This window comes from Fusicatenibacter sp., assembly GCF_977045365.1.
Genome location: NZ_CDRRUH010000070.1, coordinates 1 through 15,659, shown reverse-complemented (window position 1 = coordinate 15,659; position 15,659 = coordinate 1). Strand labels below are relative to the sequence as shown.

Sequence of the window (15,659 nt, the reverse complement as noted above, 5' to 3'; positions counted from 1 at the left end):
GAAGTATTACAGGAATGCAGAGGAAAAATTAGCGAGGGAGCAGCGCAGACTTTCCAAAATGCAGAAAGGTTCGAACAACCGCAGCAGGCAGAGAATCAAGGTGGCAAAACTCCACGAAAAGGTTTCCAGTCAACGAAAGGATTTTCTGCATAAGCTGTCGAGGCAGATAGCAAATACTTATGATTGTGTATGTATAGAATCCTTAGATATGAAAGCAATGTCACAGATGCTGAACTTTGGAAAATCTGTTTCAGATAACGGGTGGGGAATGTTCACAGAGTTCTTGAAATACAAACTTGAGGAACAGGGGAAAAAGCTTGTGAAGGTGGACAAATTTTTCGCCAGCAGTCAGATTTGTTCCGTTTGTGGTTACAGGAACGCAGAGACAAAAAATCTTGCGGTCAGAGAGTGGGATTGTCCGCAGTGCAGAACCCATCACGACAGAGATGTAAATGCGGCTGTCAATATCAGAAATGAGGGAATGCGGCTGGTAGTGGCATGACCGTAATGTAATATAATAAAACCGTGGGACACACGGGGATAGCTCGTTTATGCTTAGCACATTGGTGCTATCGAACGAGAACCAAACCTACCGAGGTTAGGGAAGCCCCCACCTCTACAGGTGGGGAGGATGTCACGTTTTTTATGCGAAATCCTGTGTCTGGACTGGAAAAACAGAGGCATTTATGGTAGTATAGAACAGAATAGAAGTAAAAACGGGCGGCATTGCGAAAAAAGATGCCTTCCCCTGAAAATATGGAGGAAAAAAGATGGAACAGTACAAGCAGGAATTTATCGAGTTTATGGTCGAGAGCCAGGTATTAAAATTTGGAGAGTTCACCCTGAAAAGCGGAAGAAAATCCCCGTTCTTCATGAATGCGGGCGCTTACGTAACCGGAAGCCAGTTAAAACGTCTCGGCGAGTATTATGCAAAAGCAATCCATGACAATTATGGACTGGATTTCGACGTTCTGTTTGGACCGGCCTACAAAGGAATCCCGCTCAGCGTGGTAACTGCCATTGCAATTCATGATCTCTACGGTGTGGAAGTACGTTACTGCTCCAACCGGAAAGAAGCAAAAGACCACGGCGGAGATGCAGGACTGCTGCTTGGAAGCAAAATTAAAGACGGTGACCGCGTTGTCATCATCGAGGATGTTACCACATCCGGAAAATCCATCGAGGAGACCTTCCCGATCATCCAGGCACAGGGCAATGTGGAGATCAAAGGACTGATGGTATCCTTAAACCGCATGGAGCGCGGAAAAGGCGACAAGAGCGCACTTGAGGAAATCCAGGAAACCTACGGCTTCCCGGCAAATGCCATTGTAACCATGGAGGATGTCATCACCTATCTGTACAACCGTCCATGCCAGGGCAAAATCCAGATCGATGACAAGATGAAGGCTGCCATTGATGCTTATTATGAGGAGTACGGTGTCAAATAAGACGTGGTACACTTGAAAAAAGGAGTTTTGCACGATGAATGAAAAAATCTATAAAACCATGGGACGTGTCGGCGGCGGAAATATCGCCATGGGCGCAGTGCTGGTTGTGGTAGGGGTAGCAACCGGTGTCCTGATGATCGTAAGCGGAGCAGGTCTGCTGAAACGACGCGGGGAAATTATGTTTTAAGAAAAATGCCGGAATATTTTGGAAGCGCATGCGCCGAAGAGGTATTCCGGCGTTTCTGATACCACGCAGAAAGGGGAAACGAAGATGAAGCAGGAGACGAAAGCCAGAATCCGCGTTGTGGGACGGATTTTATTTCTGGTGTATCTTCTTGCGCTCGTTTATTTTCTGTTTTTTGCAGAAGAATACGGGAGAAGAAACTTTTTTGAACTGGATTACCGTTACAATCTGGTGCCGTTTCAGGAAATCAGACGGTTCTGGATTTACCGCGAACAGGTGGGATTCCTTGCCGCATTTTTAAATCTGGCGGGCAATGTGATCGGTTTTCTGCCGTTCGGCTTTATCGTTCCGGTGATGCACAAAAAAATGGAGAGCTTCTGGAAAGTATCGCTTCTTGGTTTTCTGTTCAGTCTCTGTGTGGAAACGATCCAGCTCATCACGAAGGTGGGCTGCTTTGATGTAGATGATCTGATCCTGAATACGCTTGGAGCCATGATCGGCTGCGGCGCATTCCTGATCTGCAATAAATTCAGGAGATGGAAATATGGCGAGGAAGAAGTATAATTACAATTTTGTCCGGAAGCCGTCGGAAGGCGGAAAGGAAGCCCTCTATATGGCAGGTGCTTCGGTCTTTCTGTTTCTGCTGGCTTCGGTCGTATCGTTTGCATTCCACGGAAACGGAGGCATTTTTCTCGGAGCAGCGGGACTGTTCTCATTCCTTTTGTCGGGATACGGCTTCTATGTGGGAATGAAGAGCTTTAAAGAAGAACAGGTCAGCCACAGAATGTCGGTTCTCGGCTCGATTACGAGCGGCGGCATGCTGGTCGCATGGCTGGCACTGTTTCTGGTTGGTGTAAGATAAAGAAGAGGGAAAAAGATGGATCACGAACGTTTTAAAAAACAGCTGAATTTTATTCTGGAGATTGATAAAGAAAAGCAGATCCTGCGCCAGACGCACATCCGCGGCTATTCCCGCCAGGAGGACGACGCGGAGCATGCATGGCACATGGCGGTGATGGCATTTCTGCTGCAGGAATATTCGAATGAAAAAATCGACATCGGCAGAACGATGCTCATGCTGCTGATCCACGATCTTGTGGAGATTGATGCGGGCGACACGTATGCGTACGACGCGGAGGCAAATAAAACAAAAGACGAAAGAGAACATAAAGCGGCCGAGCGCATCTACGGCCTGCTGCCGGAGGATCAGGGAAAAATGCTGATGGATCTCTGGCTTGAATTCGAGGCGTATGAGACACCGGAAGCGCGCTTTGCCCATGTGATGGATAATTTCCAGCCGCTGCTTTTAAATCATGAGAATGATGGAAAAGACTGGGCCCGCCACAATGTGCGGATTTCCCAGCCATTGAAACGAAACGAGAAGACGGCAACCGGATCCGAGGAGATCTGGAGTTATATGGAAGAGATTCTCGAGCAGAGCATCCGGGACGGAAAGATCATCGATGACCGGGAAGAAAAACAGGAATAAGTAAGAAAAATGAGGGGCAGATCTGCCCCTCGTAAAAGTTAGAGAGAGCATAGAAAGGAATTTTTTGCATGGATGAATTATTAAACGAGCGGTATGCGCTTGCAATCGAGCGGATCCGCCAGATTCCGGCGGAAAAAAGCGTTCCGCAGCCGTACCGCGATTTTTTTGCACAGATGGCACAGTACCTCTGCAAAATGGATCAGATCCGGACGAGAATCGCTGAAGGATATCTGAAAACAGCGCCGGAGGCAGAACTTGCCATGCTGAACCGTGAACCGTACGAAGATGTGATCGGGGAGCGGTATGAGACCTCCTACGGAAACCCGGCGTTTGCCGTGCGGGCGCTTGGCGAAACGCATGGAAGAAGTCTCTGCTGCCTGTACCGGGAGCTGGGAAATGCTGTTGTGTGGGTTTATGAGGAACGCCTGCTGGAGCTGACTGCGGCGATGGAGCTGTATCTTGAACTGTATGCGATGTTCGAGGAAGAGACGCTGCCGTCCGCGCAGTATGTAAAAGAGAGCATTTACTGGTATGTGAGCGATTACGCCGAGGAGCGCCAGGAATACCAGGTGCGCGAAATCGTCGACCCGTCGCTGCACTTTGTGAAGGATATTGTGATGGAATCTGATCTGACGGATCTGCGGTATCTGTACCAGTACGGCGAATATATCACCGAAAATGAGAAGGGTACAGCACGCTTTTTAAATACGTTCAGCCAGGAAGAAATCGACGCAATGGCACGCACCTACACAGAAGGCTTCCGCAAGTGCTTTCTCGTGGCGCGAAAAGATCTGTCGAAAAAGAAGACAGTCAGCATCCGCTTCCACATCGGTTTTGAGCGCATGATCCGTGCGGCAATCTTACAGTTCCGCGAGATGGGACTCGAGCCGGTGATTTCCCGCGGTGCGCGGAGAACGTGGGTTGCCGGTGCGTCTGCGAATAAGCAGTATGACTACGATCACCGGAACGATGAGGCGCTGTATCTCAACGAGGATCTCGTGAAGAGACGGCTCCGCGCGATGCAGGTGAAATACGACGAGTACAAAGAACTGGCGGACGGCTATGCCGGCCCTGCCGTGGTGGAAACCTTCGGCGAAGTTCCGTTTGAGCCAGTAAATAAAAAACAGGCACTGCACTTAAATGAGCGCCAGCAAAAGCTCCGTGTCGGATTCCAGAACGAGGCGGGCCAGATTGTAAACCGCTATATCAAGGATGACGAGTACGGCTACACGATCATCGCCTACCCGATGCCGGAAATCGACCCGCGCTATGAAGAAATTTTCCGCGAGATCGTAAAGATCAACACGCTCGATTACGAAAAATACCAGCGCATCCAGCAGTATCTGATCGATGCGCTCGACGAGGGTGTTTCCGTGCATGTGCTTGGAAAAGGAGAGAACCGGACCGATCTGCGCGTGATGCTGCATCATCTGAACGATCCTGCGAAAGAGACGAATTTCGAGAACTGCGTTGCTGACTGCAATATCCCGGTCGGAGAAGTCTTTACTTCCCCGCTTCTTACCGGTACGACAGGCGTGCTTCATGTGACGGGAGTCTACCTGAACGAGCTGTATTACCGCGATCTCTGCCTGACGCTGACCGACGGCATGATCACCGCGTATGACTGCGCAAACTTCGAAAAAGAAGAGGACAATCGTACTTATATAGAAGAAAACCTGCTGTATCACCACAGGACACTGCCGATCGGCGAGTTTGCCATCGGAACGAACACGACGGCGTATGTGATGGCGGAGCAGTACGGCATCGCCGGAAAGCTGCCGATCCTGATCGCGGAGAAGATGGGCCCGCATTTTGCGATGGGCGACACCTGCTACGCGTGGGCGGAGGACAGCCCGATGTACAATCCGGACGGAAAAGAAGTGATCGCACGCGAGAACGAGGTTTCGGCAAAACGGAAAGAAGATCCGTCGAAAGCATACTTCGGATGCCACACCGACATCACGATTCCGTACCGCGAACTGCAGTCGGTTGCGGTCGAAAAAGCAGACGGAACGGCGATCCCTCTCATTGAGGACGGACGCTTCGTCCTGCCGGGAACGGAAGAATTAAATGAACCTTTTGGCTGATTATGGGTTGACATTTCAGCGCCTGCTTAGTATATTATAAGCAGAACTGAATGATTAAAACATAAAAATAAGTATAACTAATGAATAACGCTTAGAACAGTTAATCAGAAAAGGAGAACAACATGGCTAAAGTAGGAATTGTGATGGGCAGCGACTCTGATATGCCGGTAATGAGCAAGGCAGCCGACATGCTGGAAAAATTTGGAATTGAGTACGAGATGAAAATCATCTCCGCACACCGCGAGCCGGATGTATTTTTCGAATATGCAAAAACCGCAGAGGAGAAAGGCTTCAAGGTTATCATTGCAGGCGCAGGCATGGCAGCTCATCTGCCGGGTATGTGCGCAGCTATTTTCCCAATGCCGGTCATCGGAATTCCGATGCATACCACATCGCTTGGAGGCCGTGATTCCCTGTACTCCATCGTACAGATGCCGAGCGGCATTCCGGTAGCAACCGTTGCCATCAACGGCGGTGCCAATGCCGGAATCCTGGCAGCAAAGATTCTTGCAACTTCCGATCCGGAACTGCTTGCAAAACTGAAAGCATATACACAGGAAATGAAAGAGCAGGTTGAGGCAAAAGACGCAAAACTGCAGGAAACAGGATACCGTAACTACAGTAAATAAAAACAAAGGACAAGGGAGGTTCACCATGGATTACAAGAACGCAGGAGTAGATATTGAAGCTGGATACAAATCAGTAGAATTAATGAAAGAGCACGTAAAGAAAACTATGCGCCCGGAGGTATTAGGCGGCCTTGGCGGTTTTTCCGGCGCTTTTTCCCTGGCAAAAATCAAAGAAATGGAAGAGCCGGTGCTGCTTTCCGGTACAGACGGATGCGGAACCAAGGTGAAGCTCGCCATGATTCTTGATAAACACGACACCATCGGTATTGATGCCGTTGCCATGTGTGTGAACGATATCGCATGTGCCGGCGGAGAACCGCTGTTCTTCCTCGACTACATCGCATGCGGAAAGAACTATCCGGAGAAGATCGCTTCGATCGTAAAAGGCGTTGCAGAAGGCTGTCTGCAGTCCGATGCGGCACTGATCGGCGGTGAGACCGCAGAGCATCCGGGCCTGATGCCGGAGGATGAGTACGATCTGGCAGGTTTTGCTGTCGGCGTATGTGACAAGAAAGACATGATTACCGGTGAAAATCTGGCAGCCGGAGACGTACTGATCGGCATGGCTTCCACCGGCGTTCACAGCAACGGATTTTCTCTTGTCCGCAAAGTTTTCGATATGACAAAAGATTCTTTAAATACATACTATGATGAGCTCGGCGCAACCCTCGGTGAGACTCTGCTTGCACCGACCCGTATCTACGTAAAAGCACTCCGCGCCATTAAAGATGCCGGTGTAACCGTAAAAGCATGCAGCCACATCACCGGAGGCGGCTTCTACGAGAACATTCCGCGTATGCTCAAAGACAACACCGTAGCCGTTGTACAGAAAGACAGCTACACCGTACCGCCGATCTTTGATCTGATGGCAAAGAAAGGCAATATCGACGAGCAGATGATGTACAACACCTTCAACATGGGTATCGGTATGGTACTGGCTGTTGATCCGGAAGATGTAGACGCAGCGATGAAAGCCATCCGTTCCACAGGAGATACGCCATATGTGATCGGCCACATTGAAAACGGAGAAAAAGGAGTACAGTTATGCTAAGATTAGCAGTTCTCGTCTCCGGCGGCGGCACGAACCTGCAGGCGATTCTGGATGCGATTGACGAGGAAACCATCACAAACGCGGAGGTTTCTGTTGTCATCAGCAACAATGCAGGAGCGTATGCGCTGGAGCGTGCGAAAAAGAAGGGGATTGATGCGGTATGCCTTTCCCCGAAGACCTTTGCATCGAGAGAAGCATTCAACGAGGCACTGCTGGCGAAACTGCAGTCGTACAACGTCGATCTCGTTGTGCTCGCAGGATGCCTGGTTGTGATCCCGCAGAGCATTGTGGATGCTTATCCGAATAAGATCATCAACATTCATCCGTCCCTCATTCCGTCGTTCTGCGGAACGGGCTATTACGGACTGAAAGTGCACGAGGGCGTATTATCCCGCGGCGTCAAAGTGACGGGAGCGACGGTTCATTTTGTGGACGGCGGAACAGACACCGGCCCGATTATTCTGCAGAAGGCAGTCGAAGTGCACGAGGGCGATACACCGAAGGCACTGCAGCAGCGCGTCATGGAAGAGGCCGAGTGGGTCATCATGCCGCGTGCGATTGATCTGATTGCAAACGGAAAAGTAACGGTAGAAGACGGACACGTAAAGATAAAGGAGTAAGAGCGATGAAAGTACTGATTGTAGGAAGCGGCGGAAGAGAGCATGCGATTGCCTGGAAGGTGGCACAGAGCCCGAAGGTAGACAAGATTTACTGCGCTCCTGGAAACGCAGGAATTGCGGAGTACGCAGAGTGTGTCGATATTGCAGCGATGGAGTTTGACAAGCTCGTTGCTTTTGCGAAAGAAAAAGAGATTGACCTGACCGTCATCGGCATGGATGATCCGCTGGTCGGCGGTGTTGTCGATGTGTTTGAGGCAGAGGGACTGCGCGTATTCGGACCAAGAAAGAATGCGGCAATCCTGGAAGGATCGAAAGCGTTCTCCAAAGACCTGATGAAAAAATACCATATCCCGACGGCGGCATACGAGACATTCTCCGATCCGGAAGCGGCAGAGAAATATCTCGAGACCGCAAAATTCCCGATCGTGCTGAAAGCCGACGGTCTGGCTCTTGGAAAAGGCGTTCTGATCTGCAATACCTTAGAGGAAGCAAAAGAGGGCGTCAAGACGATCATGCTCGACAAGAAATTCGGCAGTGCCGGAAACGAGATGGTCATCGAGGAGTTTATGACGGGACGTGAGGTTTCCGTTCTCTCCTTTGTGGATGGAAAGACGATCAAGACGATGAGTTCCGCACAGGACCACAAGAGAGCAGGAGACGGCGACACCGGCCTGAACACCGGCGGTATGGGCAACTTCTCCCCGAGCCCGTTCTATACCGAAGAAGTGGATAAGTTCTGTAAGAAATATATCTATCAGCCGACCGTAGATGCGATGGCAGCCGAGGGAAGACCGTTTAAGGGAGTTATCTTCTTCGGACTGATGCTGACACCGGACGGACCGAAGGTGCTCGAGTACAATGCCCGCTTCGGCGATCCGGAGGCACAGGTTGTGCTTCCTCGTATGAAGACAGACATCATTGATGTATTTGAAGCCTGCATCGACGGAACTCTCGACCAGATCGACCTGCAGTTTGCAGATAATGCGTGTGTCTGCGTCGTACTGGCTTCGAACGGTTACCCGGTTTCCTACGAGAAAGGATTCCCGATCCGCGGACTCGAGACATTCAAAGAGCATGAGGGCTATTACTGCTTCCATGCAGGAACGAAGTTCAAAGACGGCGGGATCGTGACAAACGGAGGCCGTGTCCTCGGCGTGACAGCCATTGGCGATACCTTGAAAGAGGCGCGCGCGAATGCATACAAGGCTGTTGAATGGGTCGACTTTGATAATAAATATTACCGCCATGATATTGGAAAAGCGATTGACGAAGCGTAACGTGAATTTTAATTTTGAGTAAAATGGAGCCGCCGGGATTCCTGCAAAAGGAGATCCGGCGGCTTCGTTTTGCTTGAAAAATGGAATAATGTACCGCCGTTCCGGATACAATAGTAAGGAGATCCTTTGCTTTTTAGCAGAATCAGAACAGGAAAGGCGGTTGGAAAATATGGGAATCGTTTGTCTGGCGGGGATTTTTGCCGTATTTCTTCTACTTGCATGGACGCTCTGCCGGGCGGCAGGATGGGAGAAAGAACGGGAAGATCTGGAACAGGAGCAGTACCTGAGAGAGTGGAGGGAGAAAAAGTTAAAAAAAACGAAAAAATTTGAAAATTAGTGTTGACATTTGGCGGGTGGAATGCTATACTAACGAAGTCGGTTGGTGATACAGCTAAAAAGCCAACAGACAAAACACCGATGTGGGGTCTTAGCTCAGCTGGGAGAGCATCTGCCTTACAAGCAGAGGGTCATAGGTTCGAGCCCTATAGGCCCCATGTTTTATGAAAAACGGTGTTGAAAATGAATATGGCGAGATAGCTCAGTTGGCTAGAGCACGCGGTTCATACCCGCGGTGTCGAGGGTTCGAATCCCCCTCTCGCTATTTGTGAAACCCTTGAGAAATCAAGGGTTCTTTTGGTTTTACGGACAGTATGATGATATGGCTGTCATGTCAAAATCGTGTCTTGAAATCCACAGAGATTTGTGAGAAAATGAGACTACCTAAGAGCTTGTTTTGGGCTCTGAAAGTAAATAAAACAGTAATGGATAGAAGAAAGATAAGGAAAAAACAATGATAGAGTTTAATAAACCACCTTTTATTGGAACAGAACTGGAATACATCCGCCAGGCGGCAGAGGAAAACAACAAGCTGTGCGGCGACGGTCCTTTTACGAAGAAATGTTCTGCCTGGATGCAGGACAATTTCAACGTAAAACATGCGATGCTTACGACATCCTGCACCCATGCACTGGAAATGGCAGCTTACCTGTCTGAGATTCAGCCGGGCGATGAAGTGATCATGCCGTCCTACACGTTTGTTTCCACTGCAGATGCCTTCGTTCTGCGCGGAGCAAAAATCGTCTACGTGGATATCCGTCCGGATACGATGAACATCGACGAGACCAAGATTGAGGATGCCATCACCGAAAAGACAAAAGCGATTGTTCCGGTTCACTATGCGGGCGTTGCCTGTGAAATGGACACCATCATGGATATTGCAAAACGCCATAACCTGAAGGTTGTAGAGGATGCGGCACAGGGTGTGAGCGCGTACTACAAGGGAAAAGCCCTTGGAACGATCGGCGATTTTGGCTGCTACAGCTTCCATGAGACGAAAAACTATACGATGGGAGAGGGCGGCGCGCTGCTGTTCCAGGATGAAAATTATCTGGAAAAAGCAGAGATCCTTCGTGAAAAGGGAACGAACCGCAGCAAGTTTTTCCGCGGACAGATCGACAAATATACCTGGATCGACTACGGTTCCTCCTATCTGCCGAGCGATATGAATGCGGCTTACCTGCTTGCAGAGCTCGAGGAGCATGAGAAAATCGACAGAAAGCGGATGGCCATCTACAACTATTACCATGAGCAGCTCCGCCCGCTGGCAGAAGCAGGAAAGATCGAGCAGCCGGTGGTACCGGAAGGCTGTGTACATAATGCGCATATGTATTTCATCAAAGCGAGAAATCTGGAAGTGCGTACGCGCCTGATCAAATATATGAAAGAGCGCGGCGTCATGTGCGTGTTCCACTACGTTCCGCTGCATACCTCCCCGGCCGGACAGAAGTTCGGTGTGTTCCATGGAGAGGACAAGTATACGACAAAAGAAAGCGAGCGCCTGATGCGTCTGCCGATGTTCTACAGTCTGTCCGAGCAGGATATGGCGTATGTTGTCGAGTGCCTGATGGATTTCAAAGAGTGGTAAAATTTCATGTATGAGAAATTTCTGAACTACTTTACCGATTACATTTTTGTAAAAGACGAACCGCAGAAAGCCGATGTGATTTTCGTACCGGGAAACGGCTATCCGCAGATGGCGGTGCATGCGGCAAAACTCTGGAAAGAAGGATTTGCGCCGGTTGTGCTTCCGTCGGGAAGATACAGTACTGTGAGCGGGCATTTCGCCGGTGTACAGGATCTTGCGGAGCAGTACAGCGGGAACTATGAAACCGAGTGGGAGTTTCTGCGGACGGTACTGCAGAAAAACGGCGTGCCGGAGAAAGCGATTCTGCGCGAAGACCAGGCGACGTATACGTATGAAAATGCACTGCGGTCACGGGAAGTGACAGATGCGGCGGGCATCGAGGTAAAAAAAGCGATCCTCTGCTGCCGGAATCTCCATGCGAGACGGTGTCTTCTGTATTACCAGCTTGTCTACCCGGAGACAGAGTTTTTTGTCTGTCCGTCGGATATTGAGTTCACCAGAGAAAACTGGCATACAAAGGGCGAATGGATCGACCAGGTGTTAGGAGAAATGGAGCGCTGCGGCGGTCAGTTCCACAAGATTCTGCGGGAACTGCCGATGGAATCCTAAATCGAAAAGATTTATAAAAAAGAGCGGAAATTGTGGTAAAATTGCGGCTTATATGGTATACTATCGTTAAGTTAAGTTTCTAATCTAAAGCAAAGGTTGGTGGACAGTATGAATAAGATTGATGAAGTATTAGAGCTTTTAAAACAGAGAGAACGTGAGAGCGAAAAACCGAAAAACGTGATTTTATGGGTCCTTGCCATTGTCGGAGCGGTAGCGGCAGTTGCAGGAATCGCATACGCAGTATACCGGTTTGTAACTCCGGATTATCTGGAAGACTTCGAAGATGATTTCGATGACGATTTCGACGATTACTTCGAGGATGAAGACGAAGATAAGTAGGATGAAAAAAAGAAACTCCGGTGCCGGAACGTGGTACCGGAGTTTTTCTGTCCGGAAATCAGTTTGACATAGAAGGAGAAGAGAATGAAAAAAGGAGAAATTTACGAGGGAGTCGTGGAAAGAATCGATTTCCCGAATAAAGGACGTGTACATGTGGAGGGCGAGACGGTTACCGTGAAAAATGCAATTCCGGGACAGAAGATCCGCTTTCAGATCAACAAAAAAAGAAAGAACCGCATGGAGGGGCGCCTGCTCGAAGTAACAGAAAAATCCCCGATGGAAAAGCGCGATCCGGTCTGCAGTATTTTCCCGTCCTGCGGCGGATGCATGTACCAGACGATGAGTTATGAGGATCAGCTTGCAATGAAGGCCGGTCAGGTGAAAAAACTGCTCGACGATGCCCTCGTGGAGGCTGGCCAGGTCAATGAGGCGGGGGAGGCGGATTACCCGTTCCTCGGCATCAAGGGAAGCCCGAAGGAGTTTGCATACCGCAATAAAATGGAGTTTTCTTTTGGTGATGAGTACAAGGACGGCCCGCTGTCCCTCGGACTGCACAAAAAGGGCAGCACCTACGATGTCCTGACTGCGTGTGACTGCAAAATTGTGCATGAGGATTTCACAAAGATTCTGAACTGTGTGCTGGCGTATTTTAAAGAGCGGAACGCAAGTTATTACCATAAGATGAGCCATGAGGGATATCTGCGCCACCTGCTGGTGCGAAGAGCCGAGAATACCGGAGAAATCCTCGTAAACCTCGTGACTACAAGCCAGGAGGAGTGGGATCTGACACCGCTCGTACAGGAAGTGCTCGCCCTGCCGTTGGAAGGAAAGATTGTGGGATTCCTTCATATTGTGAACGATTCCCTGGCAGACGTTGTAAAGAGCGATGAGACAAAAGTGCTCTACGGACAGGACTACTTCTATGAAGAACTCCTCGGACTGAAATTCAAGATCACTCCGTTCTCCTTCTTCCAGACCAATTCGCTCGGCGCGGAAGTTCTCTACAGCACCGCCCGCGAGTTCGTCGGCGAGACGAAAGACCGCACGATCTTCGACCTCTACAGCGGAACTGGAACCATCGCCCAGATCCTTGCACCGGTCGCAAAAGAAGTGATCGGCGTGGAAATCGTGGAAGAAGCTGTGGTGGCTGCAAAAGAGAACGCAAAGGCAAACGGTCTTACCAACTGCAGTTTCCTCGCCGGAGATGTGCTGAAGGTGATTGATGAAATTGAAGAAAAACCGGATTTCATCGTCCTTGATCCACCGCGCGAAGGAATCCATCCGAAGGCTCTGCCGAAGATAGTTGATTCATATAGGTGTGAAAAAATGCTTTACATCTCCTGCAAGCCGACTTCTCTTGCGCGGGATCTGGTAGAGTTTGCAAAATATGGATACCGCGTAGAAAAAGTCTGCTGTGTTGATATGTTTCCGGGAACTGTTCATTGCGAGACAGTTTGCCTTTTGAAAAAAGCTGATTAACAGAAGGTCCAGTGAATTTCGATGTCCGCGTTTAGAACAACAATTTTGTCGATCAAAAGATGAATGATACTGTTGGTATATTCAGCATCACCAGAATCCAGAGCTACCTGAAATGCATTTGCGTAGCTCTGGATTTTTGCTACATCCAGATTTACGACGGGTTCAGCTCTTTCAAGATTGGCCTGCAAGGCTTCTCGCTCTTTTTTGAGTTCGGACAGACGCTGCTCAATTTGAGGCAAGATACATTGAAACGACGCTTCTTCTAAAGGTAAATCGTAAGAAAAGCATGATTGGAAGGCCAACAGATATAAAATATCTGGGTTTTACCTTTTATAACCAGTTCAGGGAAAAGAAGTATAAAGCAAAAGCTCATGAAAAGTCGGTAGAGAAAGTAGTGAGGAAACTGAAACAACTCACAAGCCGCAGATGGGGAGTAAGTAACTCAGTTAAAGCGCAAAAGATTGCGGAAGTGCTGAGAGGATGGATCAACTACTTTAAAATTGGCTCAGTTCTTACAGTAACCAGAAAGTTAGACACGATGCTTCGATACAGATTTAGAATGTGTATATGGAAACATTGGAAGACACCACAGAATAAATTTAGGAATTTAGTCAAGTTGGGAATCGGACAAAAAAATGCAGCAAAAGCGGCATGTACACATGGATATGCACGAATTTGTAGAACGGAGACGGTATGCTATGCAATGTCAAATGCGCGGCTCGCAAGATTCGGATTACTTTCTGCGGAAAAATACTTTGTAAAAGTGTCAAGTTAGCTGAACCGCCGGATGCGGAACCGCATGTCCGGTGGTGTGAGAGGTCGGCGGCGAAAGCCGCCTCCTACTCGATCAAAATATGTACAGCATTGGGCGTGACATTATCACAGTTCTTTCAGGAAGGTAATTCAGAGAACCTGACAGAAGATCAGAAAGAAGTTTTAAGGATATGGAACGATTTGAGTACAAATGAGCAGGAAACAGTAATGTCAATACTACATGGACTTCGGAAGTAGGAGAACAGTTCGAATGTATATATCGGCTGTTCTTTTTTTATTTCTAGCGTTAAAGCGGTAAGGTTTTTCTTGTATACAGTAGAGCATTAGAGTATAATAAAATCAGTTTTTTTCATACGTTTAAAAGCTATAATAAGAAAATCGGCAAAACAGATGAAAGTCTGCGACGCAAAGCTATAGGGCCTGTAAAATGGTAGCCAGTTGCCACGTTAAAGATGCATTGTCTGTAATGACAATGTTTTTTTCATTTTTGGAGATCAAAAAGAAACTAAAACAGGCAAGTAATAATTGGTGGCTGCTAAAATATAAAAATAGAACAGATAAAAATGTAGGTGTAAAGGAAATCGGTTATGTGGAAGAAAATTAAGTCAGCACAGGAACGAAAAAATACATTTAGGATAAAAAAAGAGTTATGGATTCCGGTATTTGTATTGATGATCGGTTTGGTTGTTCTGGTGAATATAGGCATTCGTGCGGATAGCAGTCAAAGGGATTTGATAAGGTCAAGAGCTGAATTAAATGCAGTAACGTATGCAGATCATATGAAGGCTGATATCGTGAGAGGAATTGATATTACAAATACTTTTGAACAGATTGTTATGAGTGAAAATGGAAAAATTTCTATGTTCTCGAAAGTTGCGGAGAATATGATGGCAGATTATATCCAGAGTATTCAGATTGCACCAGACGGTGTAGTGACTGAGATTTATCCGGAAGCTGGAAATGAGACTGGAAAGATAGATCTTATTCATGATAAAGAACGAGGAAAGCTCTCTTGTTATGCCAGAGATAATGATGTGATAACCTTGCAGGGACCGTTTTCCTTGAAACAGGGTGGAACGGGGATTGCTGTAAGAAATCCGGTGTATCTGGAACAGAAAAATGGCGGAAGGACATTCTGGGGATTTACAATTGTAATTATTCGTGTGCCGGATATATTCGCTGATTCTATAAAGTCACTTTCTGATTTTAGCTATGAATATAAGTTGTCTAAAAATATTACACCGTGGGATGAAACATATGAAGAAGTGTATGGCTCAGGTGTGGAAATGATTGATCCTGTTACATATACTTTTGAATTAGGGGACAGTCAATGGATGCTGGAAGTTATGCCTGAAAACGGATGGAATAGTAATGAAAAGCTATATACACTATGGGGCTATGGTTTACTGATTGTTTTGCTTTTAACCGGATTTGTTTTTGTGCTTATATTACTGCGCAGAACACAGGAATCGGAAAATAGAGTATTAGAATTAAATAAAAAGCTGCAGAAAGCATTGGAGCTGGCGAAAACAGCCAGTGTTGAAAAATCTAATTTTCTGTTTAATATGTCACATGATATACGTACTCCTATGAATGCAGTTATTGGTATGACGTCATTAATAAGACATGATGCAGGAAATAAAGATAAAGTAATAGAGTATGCAGATAAAATAGATATTTCATCCCAGCATCTGTTAGGGATTATTAATGATGTTCTGGATATGAGCAAAATTGAGGCAGGAAAAACAG

The 15,659-nt window shown here is 47.7% G+C and carries 19 protein-coding genes, 2 tRNA genes and 1 riboswitch; of the genes, 20 read left to right on the top strand and 1 reads right to left on the bottom strand.

Annotated features, from left to right (window positions below):
• From ACY2VW_RS12715 to rlmD, 18 genes are all read left to right on the top strand, one after another.
• Window positions 1-502: RNA-guided endonuclease TnpB family protein (locus ACY2VW_RS12715; RefSeq protein WP_461878306.1), on the top strand; the 502-nt coding region annotated here is incomplete at its 5' end.
• A gap of 268 nt (window positions 503-770) precedes the next feature.
• Window positions 771-1,448, top strand: coding sequence for an orotate phosphoribosyltransferase (pyrE, locus tag ACY2VW_RS12710; RefSeq protein WP_022462007.1), 678 nt, complete (start codon window positions 771-773; stop codon window positions 1,446-1,448).
• Between the two features lie 34 nt (window positions 1,449-1,482).
• On the top strand, window positions 1,483-1,635 hold the full coding sequence (locus ACY2VW_RS12705) for a hypothetical protein (RefSeq protein ID WP_055221261.1): 153 nt from the start codon (window positions 1,483-1,485) through the stop codon (window positions 1,633-1,635).
• 84 nt (window positions 1,636-1,719) lie between these two features.
• The gene (locus ACY2VW_RS12700; protein ID WP_461878305.1) at window positions 1,720-2,196 is read left to right on the top strand and encodes a VanZ family protein; all 477 of its coding nucleotides are present in this window, start codon (window positions 1,720-1,722) and stop codon (window positions 2,194-2,196) included.
• Complete coding sequence (locus tag ACY2VW_RS12695; RefSeq protein ID WP_461878304.1) at window positions 2,177-2,494, top strand: hypothetical protein; 318 nt, start codon at window positions 2,177-2,179, stop codon at window positions 2,492-2,494. The genes ACY2VW_RS12700 and ACY2VW_RS12695 overlap by 20 nt, the downstream gene beginning before the upstream one ends.
• A 15-nt stretch (window positions 2,495-2,509) precedes the next feature.
• Window positions 2,510-3,121 carry an HD domain-containing protein gene (locus ACY2VW_RS12690; protein WP_461878303.1) on the top strand — a complete coding sequence of 204 codons (612 nt, stop codon included), beginning with the start codon at window positions 2,510-2,512 and terminating at the stop codon, window positions 3,119-3,121.
• A gap of 68 nt (window positions 3,122-3,189) precedes the next feature.
• The gene (locus ACY2VW_RS12685; RefSeq protein WP_461878302.1) at window positions 3,190-5,208 is read left to right on the top strand and encodes an aminopeptidase; all 2,019 of its coding nucleotides are present in this window, start codon (window positions 3,190-3,192) and stop codon (window positions 5,206-5,208) included.
• 122 nt (window positions 5,209-5,330) lie between these two features.
• Window positions 5,331-5,837, top strand: coding sequence for a 5-(carboxyamino)imidazole ribonucleotide mutase (gene purE / locus ACY2VW_RS12680; RefSeq protein ID WP_022462013.1), 507 nt, complete (start codon window positions 5,331-5,333; stop codon window positions 5,835-5,837).
• Window positions 5,838-5,862: 25 nt separating this feature from the next.
• A complete protein-coding gene (gene purM / locus ACY2VW_RS12675) occupies window positions 5,863-6,888 on the top strand; it encodes a phosphoribosylformylglycinamidine cyclo-ligase (RefSeq protein ID WP_055221253.1) in 1,026 nt (341 codons plus the stop codon).
• A complete protein-coding gene (gene purN, locus ACY2VW_RS12670) occupies window positions 6,882-7,508 on the top strand; it encodes a phosphoribosylglycinamide formyltransferase (protein WP_461873873.1) in 627 nt (208 codons plus the stop codon). Before purM ends, purN begins: the two co-directional genes overlap by 7 nt.
• Window positions 7,509-7,513: 5 nt before the next feature.
• Entirely contained in the window at window positions 7,514-8,785 is a 1,272-nt protein-coding gene (gene purD / locus ACY2VW_RS12665) for a phosphoribosylamine--glycine ligase (RefSeq protein WP_461873872.1), read from the top strand.
• 169 nt (window positions 8,786-8,954) lie between these two features.
• A complete protein-coding gene (locus ACY2VW_RS12660; RefSeq protein WP_238033543.1) occupies window positions 8,955-9,122 on the top strand; it encodes a hypothetical protein in 168 nt (55 codons plus the stop codon).
• An 84-nt stretch (window positions 9,123-9,206) separates the two neighbouring features.
• Window positions 9,207-9,279, top strand: a tRNA-Val gene (locus ACY2VW_RS12655).
• A 33-nt stretch (window positions 9,280-9,312) separates the two neighbouring features.
• Window positions 9,313-9,386: transfer RNA gene (locus ACY2VW_RS12650), tRNA-Met, on the top strand.
• Between the two features lie 189 nt (window positions 9,387-9,575).
• Window positions 9,576-10,709: a dTDP-4-amino-4,6-dideoxygalactose transaminase gene (rffA, locus tag ACY2VW_RS12645; protein ID WP_461873871.1), complete on the top strand. Its 1,134-nt coding sequence runs from the start codon at window positions 9,576-9,578 to the stop codon at window positions 10,707-10,709.
• A 6-nt stretch (window positions 10,710-10,715) separates the two neighbouring features.
• Entirely contained in the window at window positions 10,716-11,318 is a 603-nt protein-coding gene (locus ACY2VW_RS12640) for a YdcF family protein (protein WP_461878301.1), read from the top strand.
• Window positions 11,319-11,426: 108 nt separating this feature from the next.
• Window positions 11,427-11,657 (top strand): hypothetical protein, encoded by a 231-nt coding sequence (locus ACY2VW_RS12635; protein WP_055227097.1) that lies wholly within the window; start codon window positions 11,427-11,429, stop codon window positions 11,655-11,657.
• Window positions 11,658-11,741: 84 nt separating this feature from the next.
• Complete coding sequence (gene rlmD / locus ACY2VW_RS12630; RefSeq protein ID WP_461878300.1) at window positions 11,742-13,136, top strand: 23S rRNA (uracil(1939)-C(5))-methyltransferase RlmD; 1,395 nt, start codon at window positions 11,742-11,744, stop codon at window positions 13,134-13,136.
• Here rlmD and ACY2VW_RS12625 read toward each other — a convergent pair.
• Window positions 13,133-13,375, bottom strand: a complete 243-nt coding sequence (locus tag ACY2VW_RS12625) for a hypothetical protein (RefSeq protein ID WP_461878299.1) — start codon at window positions 13,373-13,375, stop codon at window positions 13,133-13,135. The genes rlmD and ACY2VW_RS12625 overlap by 4 nt on opposite strands.
• A gap of 47 nt (window positions 13,376-13,422) precedes the next feature.
• Between ACY2VW_RS12625 and ACY2VW_RS12620 the strand changes: the two genes are divergently transcribed.
• The gene (locus tag ACY2VW_RS12620) at window positions 13,423-13,911 is read left to right on the top strand and encodes a group II intron maturase-specific domain-containing protein (RefSeq protein ID WP_461878298.1); all 489 of its coding nucleotides are present in this window, start codon (window positions 13,423-13,425) and stop codon (window positions 13,909-13,911) included.
• 369 nt (window positions 13,912-14,280) lie between these two features.
• Window positions 14,281-14,356: riboswitch (cyclic di-GMP riboswitch) on the top strand.
• 141 nt (window positions 14,357-14,497) lie between these two features.
• Window positions 14,498-15,659, top strand: a 1,162-nt coding sequence (locus tag ACY2VW_RS12615) for a histidine kinase dimerization/phospho-acceptor domain-containing protein (protein ID WP_461878297.1), incomplete at its 3' end; no start/stop codon positions are given.

Coding starts and splice junctions, on each gene's coding strand:
- pyrE (WP_022462007.1), top strand. CDS start 771: ATGGAACAGTACAAGCAGGAATTTATCGAGTTTATGGTCGAGAGCCAG.
- ACY2VW_RS12705 (WP_055221261.1), top strand. CDS start 1,483: ATGAATGAAAAAATCTATAAAACCATGGGACGTGTCGGCGGCGGAAAT.
- ACY2VW_RS12700 (WP_461878305.1), top strand. CDS start 1,720: ATGAAGCAGGAGACGAAAGCCAGAATCCGCGTTGTGGGACGGATTTTA.
- ACY2VW_RS12695 (WP_461878304.1), top strand. CDS start 2,177: ATGGCGAGGAAGAAGTATAATTACAATTTTGTCCGGAAGCCGTCGGAA.
- ACY2VW_RS12690 (WP_461878303.1), top strand. CDS start 2,510: ATGGATCACGAACGTTTTAAAAAACAGCTGAATTTTATTCTGGAGATT.
- ACY2VW_RS12685 (WP_461878302.1), top strand. CDS start 3,190: ATGGATGAATTATTAAACGAGCGGTATGCGCTTGCAATCGAGCGGATC.
- purE (WP_022462013.1), top strand. CDS start 5,331: ATGGCTAAAGTAGGAATTGTGATGGGCAGCGACTCTGATATGCCGGTA.
- purM (WP_055221253.1), top strand. CDS start 5,863: ATGGATTACAAGAACGCAGGAGTAGATATTGAAGCTGGATACAAATCA.
- purN (WP_461873873.1), top strand. CDS start 6,882: ATGCTAAGATTAGCAGTTCTCGTCTCCGGCGGCGGCACGAACCTGCAG.
- purD (WP_461873872.1), top strand. CDS start 7,514: ATGAAAGTACTGATTGTAGGAAGCGGCGGAAGAGAGCATGCGATTGCC.
- ACY2VW_RS12660 (WP_238033543.1), top strand. CDS start 8,955: ATGGGAATCGTTTGTCTGGCGGGGATTTTTGCCGTATTTCTTCTACTT.
- rffA (WP_461873871.1), top strand. CDS start 9,576: ATGATAGAGTTTAATAAACCACCTTTTATTGGAACAGAACTGGAATAC.
- ACY2VW_RS12640 (WP_461878301.1), top strand. CDS start 10,716: ATGTATGAGAAATTTCTGAACTACTTTACCGATTACATTTTTGTAAAA.
- ACY2VW_RS12635 (WP_055227097.1), top strand. CDS start 11,427: ATGAATAAGATTGATGAAGTATTAGAGCTTTTAAAACAGAGAGAACGT.
- rlmD (WP_461878300.1), top strand. CDS start 11,742: ATGAAAAAAGGAGAAATTTACGAGGGAGTCGTGGAAAGAATCGATTTC.
- ACY2VW_RS12620 (WP_461878298.1), top strand. CDS start 13,423: ATGATTGGAAGGCCAACAGATATAAAATATCTGGGTTTTACCTTTTAT.